The sequence below is a fragment of the Bauldia sp. genome (assembly GCF_965232525.1).
Classification (GTDB): Bacteria; Pseudomonadota; Alphaproteobacteria; order Rhizobiales; family Kaistiaceae; genus Bauldia.
Genome location: NZ_OZ246980.1, coordinates 239,791 through 263,187, shown reverse-complemented (window position 1 = coordinate 263,187; position 23,397 = coordinate 239,791). Strand labels below are relative to the sequence as shown.

22 protein-coding genes are annotated in these 23,397 nt (G+C 65.0%); 13 read left to right on the top strand and 9 right to left on the bottom strand.

All coding sequences use genetic code 11. The features are described 5' to 3' along the window. Position 1: 1 nt before the first annotated feature. The 7 genes from rnpA (at position 2) to ACO076_RS01210 (ending at position 8,259) form a co-directional block, all read left to right on the top strand. Positions 2-364, top strand: a complete 363-nt coding sequence (gene rnpA, locus ACO076_RS01240; RefSeq protein ID WP_421724921.1) for a ribonuclease P protein component — start codon at positions 2-4, stop codon at positions 362-364. Continuing rightward, positions 361-2,451, top strand: a complete 2,091-nt coding sequence (gene yidC / locus ACO076_RS01235) for a membrane protein insertase YidC (protein WP_421724920.1) — start codon at positions 361-363, stop codon at positions 2,449-2,451. The genes rnpA and yidC overlap by 4 nt, the downstream gene beginning before the upstream one ends. Before the next feature lie 24 nt (positions 2,452-2,475). After that, on the top strand, positions 2,476-3,120 hold the full coding sequence (yihA, locus tag ACO076_RS01230; protein ID WP_421724919.1) for a ribosome biogenesis GTP-binding protein YihA/YsxC: 645 nt from the start codon (positions 2,476-2,478) through the stop codon (positions 3,118-3,120). Positions 3,121-3,918: 798 nt separating this feature from the next. Continuing rightward, positions 3,919-4,824: an acetylglutamate kinase gene (argB, locus tag ACO076_RS01225; protein WP_421724918.1), complete on the top strand. Its 906-nt coding sequence runs from the start codon at positions 3,919-3,921 to the stop codon at positions 4,822-4,824. Further along, positions 4,821-5,555 (top strand): pyrimidine 5'-nucleotidase, encoded by a 735-nt coding sequence (locus ACO076_RS01220; RefSeq protein WP_421724917.1) that lies wholly within the window; start codon positions 4,821-4,823, stop codon positions 5,553-5,555. Before argB ends, ACO076_RS01220 begins: the two co-directional genes overlap by 4 nt. Positions 5,556-5,607: 52 nt before the next feature. Continuing rightward, positions 5,608-6,915 carry a glycoside hydrolase family 3 N-terminal domain-containing protein gene (locus ACO076_RS01215; RefSeq protein ID WP_421724916.1) on the top strand — a complete coding sequence of 436 codons (1,308 nt, stop codon included), beginning with the start codon at positions 5,608-5,610 and terminating at the stop codon, positions 6,913-6,915. A gap of 39 nt (positions 6,916-6,954) precedes the next feature. Then, positions 6,955-8,259, top strand: coding sequence for a hemolysin family protein (locus tag ACO076_RS01210; RefSeq protein ID WP_421724915.1), 1,305 nt, complete (start codon positions 6,955-6,957; stop codon positions 8,257-8,259). Between the two features lie 23 nt (positions 8,260-8,282). Here the strand turns inward: ACO076_RS01210 and ACO076_RS01205 are convergent, their stop codons facing one another. The 4 genes from ACO076_RS01205 to ACO076_RS01190 all read right to left on the bottom strand — a co-directional run bounded on the left by ACO076_RS01205 (position 8,283) and on the right by ACO076_RS01190 (position 13,006). Next, a complete protein-coding gene (locus tag ACO076_RS01205; RefSeq protein ID WP_421724914.1) occupies positions 8,283-9,278 on the bottom strand; it encodes an ABC transporter permease in 996 nt (331 codons plus the stop codon). Further along, positions 9,271-10,776 (bottom strand): sugar ABC transporter ATP-binding protein, encoded by a 1,506-nt coding sequence (locus tag ACO076_RS01200; RefSeq protein WP_421724913.1) that lies wholly within the window; start codon positions 10,774-10,776, stop codon positions 9,271-9,273. Before ACO076_RS01200 ends, ACO076_RS01205 begins: the two co-directional genes overlap by 8 nt. Continuing rightward, a complete protein-coding gene (locus tag ACO076_RS01195) occupies positions 10,773-11,915 on the bottom strand; it encodes an ABC transporter permease (RefSeq protein WP_421724912.1) in 1,143 nt (380 codons plus the stop codon). Before ACO076_RS01195 ends, ACO076_RS01200 begins: the two co-directional genes overlap by 4 nt. An 80-nt stretch (positions 11,916-11,995) precedes the next feature. Beyond that, positions 11,996-13,006 carry a sugar ABC transporter substrate-binding protein gene (locus tag ACO076_RS01190; protein ID WP_421724911.1) on the bottom strand — a complete coding sequence of 337 codons (1,011 nt, stop codon included), beginning with the start codon at positions 13,004-13,006 and terminating at the stop codon, positions 11,996-11,998. 274 nt (positions 13,007-13,280) lie between these two features. On the opposite strand from ACO076_RS01190, the gene dapD reads away from it, so the two are divergent. The 3 genes from dapD (at position 13,281) to ACO076_RS01175 (ending at position 15,982) form a co-directional block, all read left to right on the top strand. Then, the gene (dapD, locus tag ACO076_RS01185; RefSeq protein ID WP_421726645.1) at positions 13,281-14,129 is read left to right on the top strand and encodes a 2,3,4,5-tetrahydropyridine-2,6-dicarboxylate N-succinyltransferase; all 849 of its coding nucleotides are present in this window, start codon (positions 13,281-13,283) and stop codon (positions 14,127-14,129) included. A 109-nt stretch (positions 14,130-14,238) separates the two neighbouring features. Then, positions 14,239-15,414, top strand: coding sequence for a succinyl-diaminopimelate desuccinylase (dapE, locus tag ACO076_RS01180; RefSeq protein WP_421724910.1), 1,176 nt, complete (start codon positions 14,239-14,241; stop codon positions 15,412-15,414). After that, positions 15,407-15,982 carry a hypothetical protein gene (locus tag ACO076_RS01175; RefSeq protein ID WP_421724909.1) on the top strand — a complete coding sequence of 192 codons (576 nt, stop codon included), beginning with the start codon at positions 15,407-15,409 and terminating at the stop codon, positions 15,980-15,982. Before dapE ends, ACO076_RS01175 begins: the two co-directional genes overlap by 8 nt. A gap of 14 nt (positions 15,983-15,996) precedes the next feature. Here the strand turns inward: ACO076_RS01175 and truA are convergent, their stop codons facing one another. Then, positions 15,997-16,734 carry a tRNA pseudouridine(38-40) synthase TruA gene (gene truA / locus ACO076_RS01170; protein WP_421724908.1) on the bottom strand — a complete coding sequence of 246 codons (738 nt, stop codon included), beginning with the start codon at positions 16,732-16,734 and terminating at the stop codon, positions 15,997-15,999. Positions 16,735-16,906: 172 nt separating this feature from the next. Between truA and ACO076_RS01165 the strand changes: the two genes are divergently transcribed. Then, positions 16,907-18,310 (top strand): hypothetical protein, encoded by a 1,404-nt coding sequence (locus ACO076_RS01165; protein ID WP_421724907.1) that lies wholly within the window; start codon positions 16,907-16,909, stop codon positions 18,308-18,310. On the opposite strand, the gene fmt is transcribed toward ACO076_RS01165, so the two are convergent. Beyond that, positions 18,255-19,184 (bottom strand): methionyl-tRNA formyltransferase, encoded by a 930-nt coding sequence (gene fmt, locus ACO076_RS01160; RefSeq protein ID WP_421724906.1) that lies wholly within the window; start codon positions 19,182-19,184, stop codon positions 18,255-18,257. The genes ACO076_RS01165 and fmt overlap by 56 nt on opposite strands. Positions 19,185-19,275: 91 nt before the next feature. Further along, entirely contained in the window at positions 19,276-19,812 is a 537-nt protein-coding gene (def, locus tag ACO076_RS01155) for a peptide deformylase (RefSeq protein ID WP_421724905.1), read from the bottom strand. Between the two features lie 74 nt (positions 19,813-19,886). On the opposite strand from def, the gene ACO076_RS01150 reads away from it, so the two are divergent. Then, on the top strand, positions 19,887-20,042 hold the full coding sequence (locus ACO076_RS01150) for a DUF7230 family protein (protein WP_421724904.1): 156 nt from the start codon (positions 19,887-19,889) through the stop codon (positions 20,040-20,042). 88 nt (positions 20,043-20,130) lie between these two features. Further along, on the top strand, positions 20,131-21,324 hold the full coding sequence (locus ACO076_RS01145) for a DNA recombination protein RmuC (protein ID WP_421724903.1): 1,194 nt from the start codon (positions 20,131-20,133) through the stop codon (positions 21,322-21,324). A gap of 114 nt (positions 21,325-21,438) precedes the next feature. Here the strand turns inward: ACO076_RS01145 and ACO076_RS01140 are convergent, their stop codons facing one another. Together ACO076_RS01140 and ACO076_RS01135 are read right to left on the bottom strand one after the other, a co-directional pair. After that, positions 21,439-22,062, bottom strand: a complete 624-nt coding sequence (locus tag ACO076_RS01140; protein WP_421724902.1) for a DUF924 family protein — start codon at positions 22,060-22,062, stop codon at positions 21,439-21,441. 102 nt (positions 22,063-22,164) lie between these two features. Further along, positions 22,165-23,352: an MFS transporter gene (locus tag ACO076_RS01135; RefSeq protein ID WP_421724901.1), complete on the bottom strand. Its 1,188-nt coding sequence runs from the start codon at positions 23,350-23,352 to the stop codon at positions 22,165-22,167. Positions 23,353-23,397 lie beyond the last annotated feature (45 nt).

Below are 23,397 nucleotides of genomic sequence, written 5' to 3'. Positions count from 1 at the left end.
CTTGCCGATCGAGCGGCTGAGGCGCCGACGTGACTACCGCGCGGTCGCGCGCGGGCGGCGGTTTGCAAGCCCAGGCTTTGTCCTTCAGGCGTTGCAATCGCGTAAACACGAAGAACCAGCGCGTTTCGGCTTTACCGTGACAAAGAAGACCGGTAACGCCGTAGCGCGAAACCGTATTCGTCGTCGCCTCAAGGAGGCGGTGAGACTGTCGGCTGACGAGATTGCCGTTCCGGGGACAGATTATGTCTTGATCGGCCGCCGGGCTGCCTTAAGCCTTCCTTTTGGCAAGCTCGTCGATGACTTGAGACACGGGATGGCGACGCTTTCGCGGACCGACAACGCCGGAGACAGGCCCCGGACATGAACGACAACAAGAACCTCCTTCTCGCCATCGCGCTGTCGGGCGCGGTGATGATGATCTGGCTAGCGTTCTTCCAACCTGAGCCGCCCAGTCAGCCGACCAACCAGCAGACCACCGAAGCATCGGTGACCGCCGACGGTCTGGTTCCATCCGGGACCGTCGAGGGACAACCGGCGGCACCCAGCGGCGCGATCCCCGGCGCCGCGCCGTCGGCCGTTGCAACCCGCGATGCCGCGATCGCCAACGCGCCGCGGGTTCCGATCGAAACGGAGCGGCTCTCCGGTTCGATCAACCTCGACGGCGGCCGCCTCGACGATCTTCACCTCAACGACTTCCACGAAACCGTCGATCCGACCAGTCCAACCATCGTCCTGCTGTCGCCGGCGGATGGGCCGGATGGATACTTCGCCGAGTTTGGCTGGATCGGCTCGGCCGATGCCGGCCCGATGCCGGGGCCGGATACGGTATGGACCGCGGAGCCGGACGCGACGCTTTCGGTCGAAACGCCGGTGGTGCTGACCTACGACAATGGCGAAGGCCTAATCTTCACCCGCGAGATCAGTGTCGACGAGTTCTACATGTTCTCGGTCACCGACACGGTTGCCAATTCGACCGACACCGCTCTGGCACTGCAGCCTTACGGTCGGATCACCCGATTCAACGAGCCGGTGATCGAGGGATGGTTCATCCTTCACGAAGGGCTGATCGGGGTTTTCGGCGACGAGGGCCTGGAGGAGATCGACTACTCCGATCTCGAGGACGAACCGCCGATGGTCATGCCGCCGGCAAGCCGCGGCTGGTTGGGGATGACCGACAAGTACTGGGCGACGGCGCTGATCCCGCCGGCCAACCAGCAGTTCGACGGTCGGTTCGTCCGCTCCGATACGTCGACGATCCTCTATCAGGCCGACTATATGAGCGCGCCGGTGACGGTCGCCGCCAACGGGTCGGTCGAAAGCACCAGCCGCCTGTTCGCCGGCGCCAAGCAGGTCGCGGTGGTCGACGGCTACCAGGCGACCTATGACATCGAGAGCTTCGAGCTGCTGATCGACTGGGGATGGTTCTATTTCATCACCAAGCCGATGTTCTTCGCGATCGACTTCCTGTTCCGTCTGCTCGGCAACTTCGGCGTGGCGATCCTGGCGGTCACGGTGCTGGTCAAGCTCGTCTTCTTCCCGCTCGCCAACAAATCCTACAAGTCGATGAGCGCGATGAAGAAGGTGCAGCCGCAGATGGTCGAGCTGCGCGAGCGCTACAAGGACGACAAGGCCAAGCAGCAACAGGCGTTGATGGAGCTCTACAAGAAGGAGAAGATCAACCCGCTCGCCGGCTGCTGGCCGATTGCCATCCAGATCCCGGTGTTCTTCGCGCTCTACAAGGTGCTGTTCGTCACCATCGAGATGCGCCATGCGCCGTTCTTCGGCTGGATTCAGGACCTCTCGGCGCCCGACCCGACGTCGATCTTCAATCTGTTCGGGCTGATCCCGTGGCAGCCGCCGTCGATCCTGATGCTGGGTATCTGGCCGCTGATCATGGGCCTCAGCATGTTCATCCAGATGCGGCTGAACCCGACGCCGCCGGACCCGACCCAGCGGCTGATCTTCACCTGGATGCCGCTGATCTTCATGTTCATGCTGGCCGGCTTCCCGGCCGGGCTGGTGATCTACTGGGCGTGGAACAACACCCTGTCGATCGCCCAGCAGTATTACATCATGCGCCGCCAGGGCGTGGAGGTGAACCTGCTCGGCAACATTCAGGAATCGCTTGGCCTGAAGAAAGTCACGCCGGAGGCCGACAAGACAGCCGAGACGGCGAAGAAGGATACGTCCGACGACAAGGCTGAGGACGAGGCGACCGCCGCCAAGGCCGATGATGCGACCGTGGACAAAGGAGCCGACACCGCCGCAGGCGAGGCTTCGGAGGGTGAGGGCGAGGAGGCCGCCAAGGCCCCCGCCCAACCGGCCAAGGCGCAAGCTGCCAAGGCTGCCCAGCCCAAGAAGAAAAGCCAGTCGCGGCAGCGGAAGCCGGCGAGGCGCCGGCGGCCGAGCAGTCGTGCCAAGTCGAGCCGGCCAGCCGAGGCAAAGGGCTGATACCGCGGGGGACGGGCCCGCGCCATGAACGAAACGACCGAGCCAGAAGAAGCCGCCGCGCGCCTGGAAGCCGGACGATTGCTCTTCGCCAAGCCATGGACGTTCGCCCGCGGCGTCGCCAATGCACGGGGCCTCCCGGCGTCCGACGGCATCGAAGTGGCGTTTGCCGGACGCTCCAATGTCGGCAAGTCGTCGCTGATCAATGCGCTCACCGGACGCAAGGCGCTGGCGCGAACCTCCAATACCCCGGGCCGCACCCGGGAACTCAACTTCTTCACCGCCGGTGCCGGGCTGACGATCGTCGACATGCCCGGCTACGGCTACGCCCGCGCTTCAAAGCGCGAGATCGCCGGATGGACGCGGCTGCTGTTCGACTATCTCAGGGGACGGGCGAATCTCAGGCGCGTGTATCTGCTGGTCGACAGCCGCCACGGCCTGAAGGCCAGCGACAGCGAAGCGCTCGACGTGTTCGACCAGGCGGCGGTGTCCTATCAGATCGTGCTGACCAAATGCGATCAGCTGAAACCGGACGCGCTGACCAAGGTCCTGGACGACACGGCCACCGCGATCGCCAAGCGGCCGGCCGCCTACCCGGAAATTCTCTCGACATCGGTGACGACCGGAACCGGCATCCCCGAACTGCGAGCCGCGATCGCCGCGCTGCTATAGGGGCGGGAACGGCGTTCCTGGCTTGTCTGGTCGGGGCGGTCGCGTCATTCCCCCTCCCGGATTTCGAACCGGTTCCAAGATCGGAACCACCCCATAATGCTTTGGGCTATCGACCGCCAGCCCCGGAAACCATCGTCATGACGGACCAAAGGCCAGTCATGCACTAGCAATCAAATCGGACCGCTCAGGTGTGGCTGATCAGCTCTAAGCTGTGTGTTACAATGCGATTTGGATGTTACTTTTGAGAGGATCAGATTCATGCGATTGTTAGCAAAGGCAACTGCAGTTGCGTTTTTTTTCATTAGTTCAGGCGGATTAGTCTATGGGGGTAGTTTCTCACCAGGGTGTCCTTCTGGCTGCACCGCTGAGAACTCATCCTGTTGGCCCACTGTATATTACTGCAGTGGAGGGACATGCTCCTGTACCGATATCCAAGTGGGCGGAGGCACAGGCGAGGTTTCGTTTGCGGCGTCTTGCGGGAGTACGGGAAATCCCAAGAAACCCAAGAAGGTAACGCAATGTAGCACGCCTGATGTGGATATTACCTGTCAGAAAGACAAAAACGATTCGTCCACTACTCGAAGCTGTCGCTGCGACAAGGGTGGTATGACCAATCAAGGCTTCAAAATGAACGTGAAAATCGAGTGCTAGCCTCGGAATCGACCCGAAAATCAGGGAGGGATTCTCCGGGTCATCGTCGGTCGGGCCGTCGGCACTATCACCGGGTAGGCGTCGTTTGTGGGCCTGTCGCCCAGGGGCTATAGAACCGGGCGACAGAGACGAGGCTCAGGCGAACTGATGGATACCACCCACGACCCGGTGACCGAGGACGCGATCGCGCGGGCGCGGTTGATCTCCGCGGCGCTGCCCTACATGCTCCATTATGAAGGCAAGACCGTCGTGGTGAAATATGGCGGCAACGCCATGGGCGATGCGGACCTCGCCGTCGCCTTTGCCCGCGACATCACCATGATCGAGACGTCGGGCGTGCGCCCGGTGGTGGTCCACGGCGGCGGGCCGCAGATCGGCAACCTGCTCGAGCAGCTCGGCATCCAGTCCGAGTTTCGCGCAGGGCTCAGGGTGACCGACCGGCGGACCATCGAGGTGGTCGAGATGGTGCTTGCCGGATCGATCAACAAAGAGATCGTGATGGGAATCAATGCCGAGGGCGGCAAGGCGGTCGGCCTCTCGGGCAAGGACGGCAACATGGTGGTCGCCGAGAAGGTGACCCGGCGCGAGGTCGATCCGGACTCCAACATCGAAAAGATCGTCGATCTCGGCTTCGTCGGGGAGCCGACCACGGTGGACCGGACGGTCATCGACATGGTGCTCGGGGCCGAACTGATCCCGGTGATCGCACCGGTGGCGCCCGGCGCCGACGGGGAGACCTATAACGTCAACGCCGATACTTTCGCCGGCGCCATCGCCGGGGCGCTGGATGCGGCACGGCTCCTCTTTCTCACCGACGTGCCCGGCGTCCTCGACCGCAACGGCGAACTCATCCGCGAGATCACGGTCGCCGAGGTCCGTGCGCTGATTGCCGACGGCACGGTTTCCGGCGGCATGATCCCCAAGGTCGAGACCTGTATCGGGGCGCTGAGCCAGGGCGTGGACGGCGTGGTCATCCTCAACGGCAAGACGCCGCACGCGGTGCTGCTGGAATTGTTCACCGACCACGGCGCCGGGACCCTGATCCTGCCATGAGCGACGCCAACGGGTGGGTCAACGGCCATTCCGGTGAGGCGCTGGGGGTGTTCGGTCGGATCGATGCCTGGGTCTTCGATCTCGACAACACGCTTTATCCGCGCCACTCGAACCTGTTCAAGCAGGTCGACGCCAAGATCCGCGACTACGTCCAGCGGCTGCTCAGTCTCGGACCGGTCGAGGCGCAAAAGCTCCAGAAGGACTACTATCGCCGCTACGGCACGACGCTGCGTGGCCTGATGGTCGAGCACGGTATCGAACCGGACCATTTCATGGAGTACGTCCACGATATTGATCACAGCCCGGTGCTGCCGAATCCGCGGCTGGCGACGGCGATCGAAACCCTGCCGGGACGGAAGTATATCCTGACCAACGGGTCGCGCGCCCATGCCGAAAAGGTCGCGGCGCGGCTCGGCATCACCGATCATTTCGACGATATCTTCGATGTGGTCGCCGCGGATCTCCTGCCCAAGCCGAACCGGGAGATGTACGACCGGTTCATCGCCGCGACGGGGGTTGAACCGAAAACGGCGGCGATGTTCGAGGACCTGTCGCGCAACCTGGTGGTGCCGTCGTCGCTCGGCATGCTGACCACGCTTGTGGTTCCCGTCGGGACGCGGGAGGTGTTTCACGAGGACTGGGAGATGGAGGGGCGCGATGCACCGCATGTGCGGTTTCTCACCGACGATCTCGGAACGTTCCTCGAAAAGGTGCTCACGGCGATCGCCTGACACTGCCGGCGCCTCGAGACGCCGCCTGACTCGAGATCGCGTTCAGGCGGGTTTGCTCGGTGTCGCCGTCTTGCTCGGCGCGCCACCGGCATTCGCCGCGGATGGCGCCGAAACGATGTCGCCGGATCGGCTGCAGTCAGCTATTGGCCAAATGCTGATGCTCGAATTCCACATCGGTGTTGACAGATACCAAGCCGACAAGGGTGGCGATCATCGGCTGGCGATTGCCGACATGACCGGTCTCGCGGTTGACTTCGATCTGGGCGGATTTGTCGTCGAACACCACAATGATGCGCTTCTGCTCGATCCGGACTTCGCCGCGGTGCGAAGCGTGGTTGGCCTGGACGGCCTCCAGCCGTTGGTTGCCGTCAACGAGGAGGGCGGTCGTGTCCAGATCGCAGCCGACTGGTGGTACGATCACGACGCCACGTGGATCGGCTGTACGAGCCTCGGGCCGATTGCCGGTTATCGGGCGAACCATCCCAATTCCTCGACCTCCTGGACCTGTCCCGACCATGGCTGGGAAGACGGCGCCCACTACCTGCCGTTCCTTCGCAGTGCGCACCTGATGGGCGCGCGCTGGACGGAGGATGAGACCGCCGCCCATGCGGAGGACATCGGCCGCGCACTGGCGGTGCTTAATGTCACCGTCGACCTCGCCCCGGTGCTTGGCGTTTCGGACGGCACGAGCGCGGCGTCGGCGCTCGGCGATCGAACCTTCGCGGACGATCCAAACAGAGTGGCCGCCTGGGCCGCGGCCTTTTCGCGCGGGATCCGATCAGGCAGCGGCGGCCGGGTGGCGACGATCGTCAAGCACTTCCCCGGCCTCGGTTCCGTGACCGCAAACACCGACGACGACCCGGCGCGGTCGCCGCCGCTTGCCGATCTGGTGCGTCGCGATCTCGTCCCGTACGAGCGTTCGGTCGACCAGTACTACGAGGCGAGTGGCGTGATGATGTCGAATGCGATGGTCCCGGGCCTGACCTGCCCGGAGAGCGATCCGGCCTGCACGGTACCGGCCACGCTGGCCCCGAACGCTTATCGGTTACTGCGCGATGCGTATGGCTGGGACGGCTTGGTGATGACCGACACGTTGCAGACGCCGGCCGTCCTTGGCGAGGCGCGCGCGATGGCCGAGGCGGCTGTTGCCGCCGTCGACGCGGGTGCCGATATGGTGCTTGTGAAGCCGGCATCGAACGACCCCTCCCTGGACGACCATCGCCAGATACTGTCGGCGGTGCGCGATGCCCTGCTGGCATGGGTCGAGGCGGCGCCCGAGCAGCGACGGCCGCGGATCGCGTTGTCTCTGGCGCGGATTGAGGCGGCCAAGGCCACAATCGCCAGCCAACCGCCGCGATGATGACGCCGGACGGGTTCCTGCTCGACCTTGGACATTGAAATGCTCATCGTCGAAATCGCGATCATCCTCGCCCTGACACTGCTCAACGGCCTGCTAGCGTTGTCGGAGCTGGCGATCGTCTCGTCGCGGCGCTTTCGCCTGGAGGCGATGGCCACCGAGGGCAGTCGCGGCGCCCGAACGGCGCTCGCCCTTGTCGACGATCCGAGCCGGTTCCTGTCGACGGTGCAGATCGGCATCACGGTGGTCGCCATCGTCGCCGGCGCCTTCGGTGGTGCCACGATTGCGACGCGGCTGGGCGCGGCGCTCGACCGGGTGCCGTGGATCGCGCCGAACGGCGATCCGATCGCGGTCACCGTTGTCGTGGTGGCGATCGCCTATGTGTCGCTGATCATCGGCGAACTGGTGCCGAAGCGGATTGCGCTGTCCAATCCGGAAAAGGCTGCCGTCCGTGTCGCGGGGCCGATGATGCTGCTGTCGCGTCTGGCGACGCCGGCGGTCTGGGTGCTGCGCCATTCGACTGACGCGGTGCTCCGTCCGCTCGGTCTTCTCGGCACCCGCGAAACGGTGGTGTCGGAGCAGGAGGTCAAGTCGCTGATCGCCGACGGAACCCAGGCCGGCATCTTCGCGCCGCAGGAGCGCGACATGATCGATGGCGTACTGCGTTTGGCCGATCGGTCGGTGCGGGTGATCATGACGCCACGGGCGGAGATCGTCTGGATCGACCGGGCGGCCGGCCGCGAGGACCTGCTCCAAGGCGTAGAGATCGGCGGGCACACCCGGCTTCTGGTCTGCGATGGGGACATCGACCAGCCGATCGGTTTCGTCGATGCTCGCGATATCCTGGCGGTGGCGCTCAGGGACTCGGCGATCGATCTCGATGCGTTGACGGCGACGCCGCTGGTCGTCAACGATCGGGTGACGGTCCTGCGGCTGATCGATCTGATGCGCCGCGAGGGCGTCCACATCGCGCTGATCGTCGATGAATACGGATCGACCGAAGGGATTGTCGCGTCAACCGACGTTCTCGAAGCCATCGCCGGCGACATGCCGGAGCATGGCGAACCGGCGGAGCCCGACTATGTGCTGCGCCCCGACGGGTCGTGGCTGGTCGAAGGGCTGATGCCGATCGATGAGTTCGAGGATCTGGTCGGCATCCGCGGTCTCGCCGCCGACACGGACTTCGAGACGGTTGCCGGGTACATGCTGTCCGTGATGGGCCGCTTGCCGAACACCGGTGACCGGTACGAGCGGCCGGGCCTGACCATCGAGGTGGTCGACATGGACGGGCGGCGGATCGACAAGCTGGCAGTCTGGCGCCGCGAGCTCTCAGGTGAGGGCGCCTGAGCAGTTGCCCGCGGGGCGCACCGTCACGACGGCGGCTTCAACGGCCGAATGAAGCGGCGCTTTATCTCCTCGATCCGGATCTCGCGGATGCTGTCGAGGAAGACGGCGAGGAGGATGATGCCGCCCTGCATCATCGGCTGCAGGTAGAGATTGACGCCGGTGTAGACTAAGCCGGTCTTGACCAGCTGGATCATCGTCGCGCCGATCACCGCGCTGAACGCCGTGCCCATGCCGCCGAACAGGCTGGCGCCGCCGAGCACGGCCGCGGCGATCACGTCGAACTCGCGGCCCTCGCCGAAGGCGGTGTCAAGGCGGCCGATCTGGGCGATCAGGATATAGCCGCCGAGACCGGCGCAGGCGGAGCAGATGACGTAGACCCGCGCCCGCACGAAGGCGGTGTTGATGCCGGCCTTGCGGGCCGCCTCGGGGTCGTTGCCAGTGGCATAGACCTGACGTCCGAAGGTGGTGCGCGACAGGACGATATGGCCGGCGATCGCCACCAGGGCGAAGATGATGATCGGGATCGGGATGCCGAAGACGTTGGAGAGGCCGAACTCCCGGACTTCGTCCGGGAAGTCGAGCGCCCGCGAGCCGGTGAGGAAGGTTCCGAAGCCGCGGAAGAAGAACAGCGTCGACAACGTGACGATGAACGGAATGATGCGCAGAACGACGACGAGAAAGGCGTTGATCGCCCCCATCAGCGCGCCGGCGAAGATCGCGACGGCGAGACCGACATAGACACCGATGCCGTAGTCGCGGATGAGGATGCCGGCGATCAACGGCGCCAGATACATCACCGAGCCGACCGAGAGATCGATACCGGCGGTGAGCAACACGAACACCATGCCGACGGCAACGATGCCGATGAACGAGGCCTGCTTCACCACGTTGGAGAGGTTCTCCGGGCTGAGGAAGCCCAGCGACTGAACCCCGAAATAGACCAGGATGCCAACGAAGATCAGTAGGGTCGCGTGACGCGTGAGCAGCGTAATGGCCTGCTCGAACGGGCGGTTAGCCATCGGTCGACTCTCCAAACGCCATGCTGAGAATCGCGGGCTCGGAAAACGCGTCGCGGCTGAATTCGCCCATGATCTCGCCACGGCTCATGACGGCGATGCGGTCGCACATGCCCATCAGTTCCTCCAGCTCCGAGGAGATGAACAGGATGCCGTTGCCGTTCGCGGCCATGCGGTCGGCGAGGCTGTAGATCTCGTATTTGGCGCCGACGTCCACGCCGCGGGTCGGCTCATCCATGATGAACAGCCGTGGATCGCTGAGGAGCCATTTGCCGATCACCACCTTCTGCTGATTGCCGCCGCTCAGCGACTTCGCCGGCTGGGTAGCGATGTCGCCGGCCTTGATCTGGGTCTCGTCCCGGATCGCTTCGGTGCGCTGCTCAAGCGTGGTGGTGTCGAGCAGGTCGAGGGGGCCGCGGCCGAAATCCTCGATGGCGACCAGGCTGAGATTTTCGGCGATGGTCGAATCCATCAGCAGCCCTTCCTCGCGCCGGTTCTCGGTCACGAAGGCCATGCCGCGCGCGATCCTGTCGCCGATGCCGCGGCTTTTCATGACCTCGCCGTTGAGGCGGATCGTGCCGGTCTCGAAGCCATCGATGCCGAACAGAATGCGGGCCAGTTCGCTGCGGCCGGAGCCCATTAGCCCGAACAGGCCGAGAATCTCCCCGCGGTGCACGCGCATGCCTACATTCTCGACGATTCCCGGCTGCGACAGGCCGTCGACGGAGAGAACCTCGTCCGCGCTCGGTTGGCCGCTGCGCTCCGGGAACATGCCAGCGAGGTCGCGGCCGATCATCAGGCGGATCATCGCCGGGACGTCGAAGTCGCCCGCCGGTCCGCCACCGACCAGTTCGCCGTCGCGCAGTACCGCGATATGGCTGCTCAGCGCTTTGATGTCACCGAGGATGTGGGAGATGTAGATGATCGTCTTGCCGCTTTGCTGCAGCCGCCGGATGGTCTCGAACAGCCGCGCGGTTTCCCGTGGTGTCAGCGATGTCGTCGGCTCGTCGAAGATGATCAGCTCAGCGTCGCGATGGAGCGCCTTGGCGATCTCGACGAGCTGACGCTCGCCGGGCGGAAGCTGATCGATCACCGCGTTCGGCGACACGTCGAGCTCGAGACGATCCAAAAGGTCCTTCGAGCGCTTGTTGATCGCCGACCGATCGACGAGTCCGAGGCGGGTCGGGAATCCGTCGATATAGATGTTCTCGGCGACCGACAGGTTGGTGAAGAGGTTCAGTTCCTGATGGATGAAGGCGATGCCGCGCTCGGTCGCGTCGGCGGCGCTGCGCGGCGCGTACGGTTCGCCCCGGTAGCGCATCTCGCCGGAGGTCGGCGGCAGGACCCCGCCGATCATGTTCATGAGCGTCGACTTGCCCGCGCCGTTTTCGCCGATCAGGCCGAGCACGGCACCCTCTTCGACCTGCAGCGATAGGTTCTTCACCGCCGGCACGCCGAAGAACGCGCGGGTGATGTCGATGGTTTCGATCAGCGGGCTCATTTCGACCCCACAGTGACCAGCCGCGAGCGCAGCACGTCGAGGAGGGCGGCGACGAGGATGACGCTACCCTTGACCATGTCGATGGTGAAGGCGGACAGGTTCATGAGGTTGAGGCTGTTCGACAACAGCACGAAGAACAAGACCCCGAATACGGTCCATTTGATCTTGCCCTTGCCGCCGAACAGGCTGGTGCCGCCGATGACGGTGGCGCCGATCACGTCGAGCAGGAAGTTGCCGTCGCCCAGCGTCGGTCGGCCGGCTTCGAGGCGGGCGGAGAACAGGATGGCGCCGACCGTGGCGCAGAACGCCGAGATCATGAAGACCTGGGTGATGACGCGGCGCACCGGCACACCGGAGATCTCGGCGGCCTTCCGATTGGTGCCAATGGCGAAGACGTAGCGGCCGAAGACGGTGCGGTTGAGGAGGACGTGGGCCATCAGCGCCAGCAGCACCGAGATGATCATCGGGTAGGTGATCAGCGAGTAGATCTCGCGGCGCGGGATCCGCGGTTCGTCCTGCTCGCCGAGATACACCGAGACGATGTCGCCCTTGCCGAGCTCGATGTAGGCCTCGGGGAGGTGGCGGATATTCTCCGACTGGGTCAGGTAGATGCCGAGCGCCGAAATGGTGATCATCGCGACCAGCGTGACCATGAACGGCGGCATCCGGAACACGGCGACGCCAAGGCCGTTCAGCATGCCGATGAAGGTGCCGGCCACCAGGGTGATCGCGATGCCGATGATGAGGGCGCCGGGCACGCCATGCAGCAGTCCGCCGCTTTCGTCGATCAGCACACCCCAGATCGGGGCGTTCGACAGAACGTCGGGCGAGGCGGTCGTCGCCAGCAACGCCGCGGCGACGACGCTGGTGAAGCCGACCACCGAGCCTTGCGACAGGTCGATGCCGGCGATGGTCAGAACGAAGGTCTGGCCGACCGCGACCGCCAGCAACGGCCACATGTTCGACAGCACATTGGCGATGTTCGCCGGATTGTAGAGGGTCGGCAGGAAGGGGACGAGAACGAGAAAATAGGCAAGCGACAGGTAGAGGACGAAATAGTCGGACAGGAACAAACGGACGGCGGTTTGCCCGATCCGGCTCGCCAAACCGCCCGCCGCCTGATCACCTGCAGCGGCCATGCGCGTTTCCCGGGGCTCTCTGGTTCACATTCGGGCCGGCCCCTTGCGAGGCCGACCCGAACGCTCGGAGGAACGAATACTTACTGGTCGAGGAAGCCTTCGGCCAGAAGCACGCAACCCCACATGTCCATCTCGCGCATGTCGATGTTGCCGGCGGTCAAGGCGAAGCCCGGGTCCTCGATCACCGCGTTGGGCTGGGTTTCGCCGGCCTCGATGGCGGTGAGGATGGCGGTTAACGCTGCCTCGGCTTCGAAGAACAGGTCCTGCACGCCAGTCGAGTCGATGTAGCCCTCCTTGAGCAGGCGGCAGGCGGTGGCATCACCGTCGAGGCCGCCCATGATCACGTGGCCCTGCTGGCCGGCCGGCACCCACATGCCGCGCGGCTCGAACACGGACCGGATCGTCGGGAACAGGAAGTCCGACGAGGTGAACAGGAGGTCGATCTGCGGATTGGCGGTGACCGCGGCTTCCAGATTGGCGAGCGCGGTGGCGGCGTCCCACTCTGAGGCCACTTCGATCGGCGTGTTGAAGTAGTCCGGGTACTTGTTCATCACGTTGTAGAAGCCGTTCTTGCGGCCGACCGCGTTCGGATCGCCAAGATCGCCGACTATGATCAGCGGCGTCAGCTTCTCGCCGGTGATCTCGAACCGGGCGATCGCCTTCTGGGCGAGGAACTCGACGGCCTGCTGGGCGATGGTCTCGTTGTCCGCGACCACGATCAGGCCCTTGCTCAGATCGGACGGCGGTCGGTTGAACACCGCGATCGGCACGTCATTGTCCTGCGCCTCGGCGACGATGGTGACCGCGCTCTCGCCGTCTTGCGGAATGATGATGATACCGTCGACACCTTGAGCAATGCAGTCGCGCACCTGTTCGAGCTGCCGGTTGGCGTCTTCATTGGCGTTGCGCTCGATGACCGTGTGGCCCGCCTCGGTCAGCGTGCGGGTGATGGCGGTGTGGCCGGCAACCCAGAACTCCGTCTCCAGATCCTGGAAGGCGAAACACACGGTTGCCGCGGAGGCGCCAGAGTTTGCGCCGATTCCAGCGAACGCGATAGCCGACGCGGCCAGTATCCCCTTGATTCCCTTCATTCGATTTCACTCCCTCTTGTCCTTGGTTTGCAGCGCCGGCTCTCCTCATGCGAACCCGCGACCGAGCCGGCGCGGCTCATCGCCCGATCACTATGGCACATGTTATACACATTATACCAGTAGGTATCGCGGCGCCTGATCGCGACGTTGGGCCGCGCACTGTCGGACCGTATGCGACGGGCGGTGAGGCTTGTCGGGGCGGGGGCCTGCGGCCCGATTGCGCATAGGGCGGTGTTCGCCTAGGTTCCGGCGCTTGCCCGCGCTTTTCGAGGACATGATGACCGATATCGCCACCCTGCAACCGACGATAGATGCTGCGTTTGACGATCGTGACAAGATCTCCGCCGACACGACCGGTCCGGTCCGCGAAGCGGTGACTATGGCGCTCGATGCGCTGGATCGCGGCGAGGCCCGCGTCGCCGAGAAGAAGGGCGGGGAATGGGTCGTCAATCAGTGGCTGAAGAAAGCGGTGCTGCTGTCGTTTCGGCTAAATCCTATGCAGCCGATCGGTGGCGGGCCGGGTGGCGCCCATTGGTGGGACAAGGTGCCGTCCAAGTTCGAAGGCTGGTCGTCCCCGGATTTCGAGGCGGCCGGGTTCCGCGCCGTCCCGAGCTGCATTGTCCGCCACTCCGCCTATATCGCGCCCGGCGTCGTGCTGATGCCGTCCTTCGTCAATCTCGGTGCCCATGTCGACTCCGGCACCATGGTGGATACGTGGGCGACGGTGGGATCGTGTGCGCAGATCGGCAAGAACGTGCACTTGTCCGGCGGTGTGGGCATCGGCGGCGTTCTGGAGCCGCTTCAGGCCGGTCCAACGATCATCGAGGACAACTGCTTCATCGGCGCACGATCGGAGGTGGTCGAGGGCGTCATCGTCGGCGAGGGGTCGGTGATCTCGATGGGCGTGTTCATCGGCGCCTCGACCAAGATTGTCGATCGCGCCACCGGTGAGGTTCACATGGGCAAGGTGCCGCCCTATTCGGTGGTGGTGTCGGGCAGCCTGCCCGGCAAGCCGGTGCCGGGCCAAAACTGGGGGCCCTCGCTCTACTGCGCGGTCATCGTCAAGAAGGTCGACGAGCGCACGCGGGCCAAGACGTCGATCAACGATCTACTGCGCGACTAGTATAGGTTCATCCGTCTTCGCCACGGTCATGCCTGATTCCGGGCGACATCTGCGTGGTGGTTCAGGAGTTGCGGCCGCGCCGGTGCGTGCGAGGGGGTAGGCGCTGTTCATGTCCACGTCCGTGATCGATCCCGCCGCCTGTCTCAAGGCACTGGTGGCCTGCCCGTCCGTCACCCCGGCGGACGGCGGAGCGTTGCCGTATCTCGACGATGTGCTGAACGGGCTTGGCTTCACGACCGAGCGGTTGGTGTTCTCCGAGCCCGGGACCCCGGACGTGGAGAACCTGTTCGCCCGGATCGGCGACGGCGCGCCGCATCTGGTGTTCTCGGGCCACACCGACGTGGTCCCGCCGGGTGACGAGCATCTATGGCAGCACCCGCCGTTCGCCGCCGACGTGGCGGATGGCGTGCTCTACGGTCGCGGCGCGGTCGACATGAAGGGCGGGATCGCGGCCTTCGTTGCCGCTGCCTCGCGATTCCTCGACGATGGCGGCACACCACCCGGAACGCTTTCCCTGCTGATCACCGGCGATGAAGAAGGGCCATCGATCAACGGGACGGTCAAACTGCTTGACTGGGCGCTGAACCAGGGCAATCGGTTCGACGCCGCGCTGGTCGGCGAGCCGACCAGCAGGGCGCGCCTCGGCGATACCATCAAGATCGGCCGCCGCGGCAGCCTTTCGGGAACGGTCCGGGTCGCCGGTCGGCAAGGCCACGTGGCCTATCCCCATCATGCCGACAATCCGGTGCCGGTGCTCATCAAGCTGGTCAATCGACTTGCCACCATCGAACTTGACGAGGGGAGCGAGGATTTCCAGCCGTCCAATCTGGAGGTTACCAGCGTCGATGTCGGCAATCCGGCGTTCAACGTCATTCCGGCGGAGGCCACCGCCCGTTTCAACGTGCGCTTCAACGACCGGTGGACTGCCGACTCGCTTCGCGATCGTATTCATCATGAACTCGCCGACGCCGCCGGCGGCCGCGACTTCACGCTCGACATCGTGCGTCCGGTGAGCGCCTGCTTCCTCACCGGGCCCGGACCCCTGACCTCGGCGCTGACCGCTGCGATCGAGGCGGAAACCGCGGTAACGCCGGATCTGTCGACCGGTGGCGGCACGTCCGACGCCCGGCACTTCAAGGCCGTCTGTCCGGTGGCGGAGTTCGGCCTGGTCGGAACCACCATGCACCAGATCGACGAGCGCGTGCCGCTCGCCGAACTCTCCGCGCTCACCTCGATCTACGAGGGCTTTCTGCGACGCTTCTTCGGGGCCGCCGGCGATGCTTGAGCGCTCCGAAGTCGAAAGGTCGCTGACCGGCGCCTGGGCCTTGTTCCTCGATCGCGGCGACGCGCTGCAGTGGTTCGATTTCAGCGTCGACGGTTTCTGGCGCTCGTTTCGCGCCATCATTCTGGTGATACCGGCTTATTTCGCGTTCGTCGTCGCCGAGCCGATCATGGCCACCGCGGTGACCGACGAGGCGCCTTCGCCGAACCTGGCGGCAGGCGCCGTCGCGCTCGTACTTGAGTGGATCGCCCTGCCGATCGTCCTGGCTGTCATCGCCGGCCAGCTCGGCATCGCGGCGCGCTACGGAGCGTTCATCGTCGCGCGAAACTGGGCGTCGGTGGTGGCGATTGCCCCGACCGGGGTCGTTGCCGTGCTTCTGCTGCTGGGTCTGATCGGACCGGTGGCGACCAACTTCCTGATGTTCATCATCCTGCTGGTGATGCTCCGCTACAGCTACATCGTCGCCCGGCGGACCCTGGAAATCGGTCCCGGCTTCGCCGTCGGTATCGTCGCCCTCGACGTCGGCCTCAGCCTGACCATCAGCTCCGGGATAGACCTGCTGTTCGGTTGATGCCCGGGTCGGCGTCAATAGTCGACGGCGGCAAGGTAAAGACCGTGCGCCGGGGCAACCGGTCCCGCACGCCGCCGATCCCGCGCCGCCAGCACCTCTGCGACCGACTCGATCGGCCAACTGCCGTCGCCGACCTTCTTCAGCGTTCCGACCATCGAGCGCACCTGGCTGTGCAGGAAGGAGCGCGCCGAGGCGCGGACCACGATGCGATCACCGTCGCGCACCACGTCGAGCCGGTCGAGGGTGCGAACCGGCGACTTCGCCTGGCACTGGGCGGCGCGAAACGTTGTGAAGTCATGCCTGCCGATCAGTGCCGTTGCCGCTTCGGCCATCGCGCCATCGTCAAGCCGCGACGACACCCACCAGACCCGATCGCGTTCGAGTGCCGGTCGTGCGCGCCGATCGGTCAGGCGATAGAGGTAGTGGCGCGCGGTCGCCGAGAAGCGGGCGTCGAAGGCGTCATCGACGATAGCCGCTTCCAGCACGACGATCGGATCGTCTCCGAGATGGGCGTTCAGGGCGTCCCGGACGGTATCGGTCGGCCAATCCCGGGTCAGGTCGAGATGGGCGACCTGTCCGAGGGCGTGAACACCGACGTCGGTCCTGCCGGCGCCCTTGACCACAACCGGCTCGCCGGTGAAACGTGCGGCAGCCTCCTCCAGTGCCTGCTGCACGCCGCGGCCGTTCGCTTGCCGCTGCCAGCCGACGAAGGGGGTGCCGTCATATTCGATGGTGAGCTTGTAGCGGGGCATTGACGGTGAGTTATGATGGATGCGACCTGCGCTCAACGACAGATTTTGCTTCGGGCGGCGCAGCGCCGCAGCGCGTGGCCGGCTTCAATTCGATATTGTCGCTCGGAGCAGGCATCTTCGGGCGCGCGCGGCTGGTGTCGCGCGTCAAAAGAGTGAACGGAGTTCTGCTAGCGTGAATCGGTATCGGGTCCTGCGCTTTCCTTTGTGGGCGGTGGCCGCGCTTTGGTGCGTTCAGGCCGCGGTCGCGGCGGATTCCTGCGAAACGGCGCTGGCGCCCGGAAAGGCCCTCAAGACCTATCAGGCGGTTCTCAAGGCCCTCGACAACGGCGACCCTCCCGCGACTATAGCGGATATCGAATGCCTGGTTCCGGGCGCTGAGAGGAGCACCGCGGCGGAGGCCCGGTACCAACTTGTTTCCACGTCCTTCAACGAGAACGTGCTCCACGATTTCCTGGAGCGGCAGGTCGCGACGGTCTTTGAGCGGTACGAGGCGAAGGGCTCCTCAGCCATACTGGCCTGGCGCGGCGGCTACCTGTCCGAGACCGCCCTCACCGCCTATGAGCGGACTGGAGACACACGGTTTCTCGATCTGTTCGTCGATTACTTCACCGAAGTCCTGAGCTACCGCGACGACAAGCACGACCGGTTCGATGAGCATCATGGCCGAGTGATGAAGAGCTGGGGCGAAGAGCGCCCGGTCGCCGGCTGGTTCGGGCGAGAGGACAGGCAGTGGGTGGCGCATGTCACCCACGCCGCCCGGATCGCGCTGGCGCCGGCGAAATTCGCGCGGATGGTCAGCGCCGATCCCGCATTAGCCGCTTATCGGCCGACCGCGGATGTTTTTCTCACCGCAGCGCGAGAAGCAGTCGCAGAGTTCGCGGAGGATTGCGTCAACGTCGAGGGACTGGACGGATGCTGGTATGAGCGGCCGATGACGGAGGGTCCCGAAGCGACCAACCACATCCACACACTCGCCAGCGTTCTCATCCACTTCGCCGCGCTCGATGATGACCCAGCGACGCGCGCCGAGGTTGATCGCATCGCGGATGTCTTCGAGCGGGGTGTACAGACCGCCGAGGACGGAACGGTTCACTGGAAGTACTTTCCGTACTTCGCCGATCAGACGATCGGCCCGAACGGGCGCGAATATTCGGAGCGAATCTGGAAGGCCTCGCAAACCGTTCCGTTCGTCTATCGCGCCTACTCTGAAGGATACGACGTCCCCGAGCCCCTGGTCGCGGCAATCGTCGACACGTTTCTCACTCACATCATTCGCGGCGATCGCGTGATGCGCAACATCTCGCCAGTCGAATCTCGTGAGATCGAGGTCGACGACGAAGAGAGCAAGCACATCGACGGGATCGTCACCTGGCTCGAGTTTGTCGACTACGAGCCGGAGATCGCCGAGCGCATTCGTCATCTGGTCGCGGCACGCCCCGACCTCTTCAAGAAAGGCTGGTTTGAGACAACCAGCAGCGCGCGGGGCTATGCCCATTTCCTTGGGGACAATCGCCCGGCATCTACGCCAGAGTCTCCGGCATCTGGCGCACGCCCCGCAGAAACGCTTCCGAACTGACCGGCTGTTTGCCCGCCCGCTGGAGTTCGGTCAGGCGTATCGCGCCGCTGCCGCACGCTATGGTCAGGTTGTCGCCGAGGATCGTCCCGGGTAGTCCGTCTCCCGATGCGCGTTCGGCCCGAAGGACCCGGATGCGTTCGGGTTTCTTGCCGAAGGTCCCCTCGAACCAGGCGCCGGGCTCGGGCGACAGGCCACGGATATGGCCGTGGACCTCGGCGGCCGGCTTCGACCAGTCGATGCGGGTCTCGGCCTTGTCGATCTTGCGCGCATAGGTGACGCCATCGGCGGACTGCTGAACCAGGTCGAGGCCGCCGCGGGACAGCGCCGCCAGCGCCCGCACCATCAAATCTCCACCAAGCCGGGCCAGGGTTTCGGTCAACTCGCCGGCCGTGGTGTCGGCGCCGATCGCCACCCGCTCCGCCATCGCCACCGGCCCGGTGTCGAGGCCTTCGTCCATCTGCATCACCATGACGCCGGTCTCGGTATCGCCGGCCATGATCGCGCGAGCGATCGGCGCCGCGCCGCGCCAGCGCGGCAGCAGGGAGGCATGCAGGTTCAGGCAGCCATGGGTCGGTGCGGTGAGCACAGCGGGCGGCAGGATCAGACCATAAGCCACCACGACACCGACATCGGCCCCAATGTCGGCGATACCGGCCTGGATCGCCTCGTCCTTTAGCGTACGCGGCGTTTCGACAGGAATCGCGAACATCTCGGCGGTTTCGTGAACCGGCGACCTGCGGGTGGAAAGACCCCGCCCGGCGGCGCGCGGCGGTTGCGTATAGACCGCTGCGACCTCGTGCCCCTGGCCGATGATCTCGGTGAGGGTCGGGACGGCGAAGGCCGGTGTGCCGAAGAACACGATGCGAAGGGACATGGAAGGCGAGAAACCGCAGTGAAGGGATAGCCGCGGGCATACGCGAACCCCAAGGGGGTCGCAAGCGCGACCATGCGGCCGCGGCCCTCAGTCAGACCGTGGTCTTCGCCGGGGTCTGCTTCGCCTGCTTGGTGAACTTACGGATCACCATGTCGCGCCGGAGCTTCGACAGATAGTCGATGAACAGCTTGCCGTTGAGATGATCGATCTCGTGCTGAAGGCAGGTGGCGAGAACGCCCTTGGCATCGATCTCCTGGCGCTTGCCGTCGCGATCGAGATAGCGCACACGGACCTCGTCGGGGCGTTCGACGTCGGCGAAGTAGTCGGGGATCGACAGGCATCCTTCCTCGCGGACCACCCGCTCGTCCGAGGACGACAGGATCTCCGGATTGATCAGGAACATCGGGTCGGGATCGGCGTCCTCGTCCTCGCGCTTGGCGACATCGCAGACCACAATCCGCCGGGGGACGCCGACCTGAATCGCGGCAAGGCCGATGCCCGGCGCCTCGTACATGGTTTCCAGCATCTCATCGAGGAACCGGCGGACATCGTCATCGACGGTTTCGACCGGGTCGCTGACCAGACGGAGTTTCTTGTCCGGAAGGGTAATGATATCGAGCTTTGTCACGGAGGTTCAGATATGAGAGGCGGCGCGAGCGGTCAACCGGCCCGCGGTGCCTGACACCGATGTCAAAACGGAAAATGCCGAAGACGCCGGCCGCCGCCAAGCCCCCGCGCAATCCGCACGCCCGGGCACTGGGCACGGGGCCGTTCAAGCCCAAGGTCGAAAAGGGCAAGGATGCCTATCGGCGCAAGCCCAAACACGTGAAGCCGGCGGTCGACGACGGCGATCGCTGAGGTCGGTGGGTCAAGGGACGCGTCGATTGCTCGGCCGCCTGATCGTTCCTGTTTTGTCCCTGGCGGCCGAATCGGCTAAACTTCGCGGATGACCGAAGTCCTTTTCACCATCGGCGACCGGCCGGTCACCCTTGGCCTCGTCCTGGCTCTTGTGGGTCTCGTCGCGGTCATTGCCCTGGTCGCGGTGTTGCTGATCGCTTGGCGGCGGGCGGCAGCGCGGGCCGATCGCAATGCCGGGTTCGAGCGGCAGGTGGCGGAATTGCTGCGCGCCCAGACCGAAATGCAGGGGCGGATGCAGACCATCGCCGAGGTGTTCGGGTCGCGCCAGTCGGACCTAGTCAAGGGGCTGTCGGAGCGGATGGACGGGCTCGGCAACAAGCTCGGCCAGTCGATGCTCGACGCCACCCGTCACACCCACAAGAACCTGTCGCGGCTGGCCGAGCGGCTGGCGGTGATCGACAAGGCGCAGCAGAACATCACCACGTTGTCGAGCCAAGTCGTTGAACTTCAACACGTTCTTGCCAACAAGCAGACCCGGGGCGCGTTCGGCGAGGCGCGGATGCAGGCGATCATTCAGGACGGCTTGCCGCAGAGCGCTTATGCGTTCCAGCCGACGCTGTCGAACGGGACGCGACCCGACTGCACCGTGCTCTTTCCCAACGATGCGCCGTGTCTGGTGATCGACGCCAAGTTCCCGCTGGAAGCCTGGAACGCGATCCGCAGTGGCGACAATCCGGACGCGGTCAAGGCGGCGGAAACCCGCTTCCGTCGCGATACGATCAAGCACGTCCAGGATATCGCCGAGCGCTATCACATCGTCGGCGAGACCCACGAAACGGCGTTCATGTTCGTCCCGTCAGAGTCAATCTTCGCCGATATTCATGAACGATTTGAAGACGTTATCCAGCGTGCGCATCGGGCGCGGGTGGTGATCGTGTCGCCGTCGCTGCTGATGCTGTCGGTGCAGGTGATGATGTCGCTGGTGCGCGACGCGCGGATGCGCGAGCAGGCGCATGTGATCCAGCACGAGGTCATCCGGCTGATGGAGGACGTCGACCGGCTGGACGATCGGGTGCAGCGGCTCAAGACCCATTTCGCCCAAGCGAACAAGGACATAGAGCAGATCGAAATTTCCAGCGGCAAGATCACCAAGCGCGGCAACGGTATCCGCGCCGTGGAGATCGAGGCGCCGGAGGAGGGAGCGAAAGGGCCACCGACTGGCCGGCCGGCGAACAGCGACGGCCCGCCCGAGTTGCCGCTGCGGTCCACCGCCGACGCCTGACGACGCCCACGCGACAGGCCGCGCCATCGCCCGCGACGCCGCCGCGACACCTTGCCGACGCGCCCGCCAGCCCGGTGTCGGTCGCGACGCTCGTGGCTCCGGGCATGGTCCTCGCTAATATCCCCGCCCGTGCTCCTTCATGAAGGCGACTTCCTCCTCGGTCGACGGACGGCCGAGCACTTCGTTGCGGTGGGGGTAGCGGCCGAACTTGCGGATGATCTCGCGGTGCTTGCAGGCGAAGTCGAGCCAGGTGCGCTTCAGATCCTTCCAGTCGTCCGGTGCGCTGATCGCCTGCTGCGCGTAGACCAGCAGGGCGCGGTCCTGGTCGGCGATATCCTCGCTGTGCTGGAGCGGAATGCCGACGAAGGCCTGCTCGACCAGATAGAAGCGATAAAGGCCGGCGGCGATCAGCGCGTCGGTGATCGCCAGCACCTTGGCGTCGTAGGCGAAGGCCTGGCCAGAGTCGCGATGGATGTTGCGGGGGAACTGGTCGAGCAGGATGATCAGGCCGACCTGCTCTTCCCGTGACAGCGCATCGAGGTCCCAGTCGATCGCCGCCGCCTCGTCGATGTAGCGGCCGTAGGTATCGCGGATATGGGCATCGGTCTCGTCCGACTGCTTGAACCAGATCTCCGACTTCTCGGGGTTGCGCGCGGTCGGCGAGGAGAGCGGTCCAAACCAGTAGGCATGGATATCTCGCAGGACGGGAGCGAGTGCTTCCTGCTGGTCTGACGGCATCGGCTTCTCCTGGTCTCGGGTCGTCGATCCGGTTCGATCGATCGTCGGAGACTAGCGTCGCGATCGCCGAGCGCCAAACCGACCGGGTGTCGGTCCGATCGATCAGGAGCTGGCTTCGGCCGGGTTGCTACGCCGATCGATCATCGACCCGGCGATAAACGCCATCACCGCCAGAACCATGAACAGCGGTGTCGCCAGCAAAGCGCCGTGCAAGCCGACGGCGTCCGCCACACCGCCGATCAGCGGCGGGGTCAGCATGATCGCCAGCGCCGCCGCCAGCGCGACCCGGGCTGTCGCCCGGTCGGCGTTGGTCCCTGCGGCGACGACCGCGAAACTGAGGCCAAGCGGGAAGAGAAGGGCGACGCCGAGGCCGAGCACGGCAAGGCCACCGATGGCGATCCACACGCCCGGGGCGCTCCAGTAGATCAGGAACCCGACTACGGTCGTTGCGGCCGAAGCCAGGAAAAGCTGCCGGGTGGTGAAGCGCCGCAGCAAGAGGATGCCGGCAATCCGGCACACGAGCATACTGGCGAGAAAGGCGGCATTGCCGGCCGCCGCGGTCGACTCCGGCAGGCCGACAACGCGCTGGAGATAGGCGGGCGCCCAGAGCATGACGGAGAACTCCACCGCCACCGACAGGCCGATGGTCAACCAGAAGAACCAGAACGCCAAGGGCAGGCGGCTGCCCTCCTGGTGCGATGGCGTGCGGATCGGTGGGAGCTGGGCCCGGGCGAAACGGAGGAGGACGGCAAGGCTGATGGCCGCGCCGGCGAAGACCGCCAGACGCCAGCCAAGGCCCAGCCAGATCACCAGGCCGGTCAGCGCCGGCGCCATGACCGCAAAGGCGAACGCGACCGCATTGTATTCGGCGAAGACGATCTCCCGATTGGGACCGTGAAGGTCGGACAGGAAGGCCGGAACCATCGACACGACCAGACCGCCGAAGAAGCCGAACACCAGGCTGGCGCCGAGGCTCTCCCAGGTCTGCGTGGCGAACGTAAACAACACCGCGGCGGTCGCGGTGCCGAGCATTCCCGCCATCATCAGGCGCTGTCGCCCGAAGGCGCGGACCAGGCGCTCGCCCGCGACGCCGATGACCGCCCAGCCGATGGCGATCGCGGTCGAATGGAGGCTGACGGCCTGATAGGTCAGGTCGAGCTCCACCTTGAGGAACGGCAGGATGTTGCCCTGGATGTTGAGCAGATAGGAGAAACAGCCGGTGGCGAGGTAGCCGTACCAGGTCGCGGTTTCGCGAACGATCGTCCGAGCGGTGGGGATGGGCTGCTGCATCGGGCGAACCGTCCGGCGGGGATCGCGACTATGGCACGGGCCGCG

Coding starts and splice junctions, on each gene's coding strand:
- ACO076_RS01175 (WP_421724909.1), top strand. CDS start 15,407: ATGCTTGAGCGCTCCGAAGTCGAAAGGTCGCTGACCGGCGCCTGGGCC.
- yidC (WP_421724920.1), top strand. CDS start 361: ATGAACGACAACAAGAACCTCCTTCTCGCCATCGCGCTGTCGGGCGCG.
- ACO076_RS01145 (WP_421724903.1), top strand. CDS start 20,131: ATGACCGAAGTCCTTTTCACCATCGGCGACCGGCCGGTCACCCTTGGC.
- ACO076_RS01190 (WP_421724911.1), bottom strand. CDS start 13,006: ATGAAGGGAATCAAGGGGATACTGGCCGCGTCGGCTATCGCGTTCGCT.
- ACO076_RS01205 (WP_421724914.1), bottom strand. CDS start 9,278: ATGGCTAACCGCCCGTTCGAGCAGGCCATTACGCTGCTCACGCGTCAC.
- argB (WP_421724918.1), top strand. CDS start 3,919: ATGGATACCACCCACGACCCGGTGACCGAGGACGCGATCGCGCGGGCG.
- ACO076_RS01140 (WP_421724902.1), bottom strand. CDS start 22,062: ATGCCGTCAGACCAGCAGGAAGCACTCGCTCCCGTCCTGCGAGATATC.
- ACO076_RS01195 (WP_421724912.1), bottom strand. CDS start 11,915: ATGGCCGCTGCAGGTGATCAGGCGGCGGGCGGTTTGGCGAGCCGGATC.
- ACO076_RS01200 (WP_421724913.1), bottom strand. CDS start 10,776: ATGAGCCCGCTGATCGAAACCATCGACATCACCCGCGCGTTCTTCGGC.
- ACO076_RS01210 (WP_421724915.1), top strand. CDS start 6,955: ATGCTCATCGTCGAAATCGCGATCATCCTCGCCCTGACACTGCTCAAC.
- ACO076_RS01150 (WP_421724904.1), top strand. CDS start 19,887: ATGCCGAAGACGCCGGCCGCCGCCAAGCCCCCGCGCAATCCGCACGCC.
- fmt (WP_421724906.1), bottom strand. CDS start 19,184: ATGTCCCTTCGCATCGTGTTCTTCGGCACACCGGCCTTCGCCGTCCCG.
- ACO076_RS01220 (WP_421724917.1), top strand. CDS start 4,821: ATGAGCGACGCCAACGGGTGGGTCAACGGCCATTCCGGTGAGGCGCTG.
- truA (WP_421724908.1), bottom strand. CDS start 16,734: ATGCCCCGCTACAAGCTCACCATCGAATATGACGGCACCCCCTTCGTC.
- dapE (WP_421724910.1), top strand. CDS start 14,239: ATGTCCACGTCCGTGATCGATCCCGCCGCCTGTCTCAAGGCACTGGTG.
- dapD (WP_421726645.1), top strand. CDS start 13,281: ATGATGACCGATATCGCCACCCTGCAACCGACGATAGATGCTGCGTTT.
- yihA (WP_421724919.1), top strand. CDS start 2,476: ATGAACGAAACGACCGAGCCAGAAGAAGCCGCCGCGCGCCTGGAAGCC.
- ACO076_RS01135 (WP_421724901.1), bottom strand. CDS start 23,352: ATGCAGCAGCCCATCCCCACCGCTCGGACGATCGTTCGCGAAACCGCG.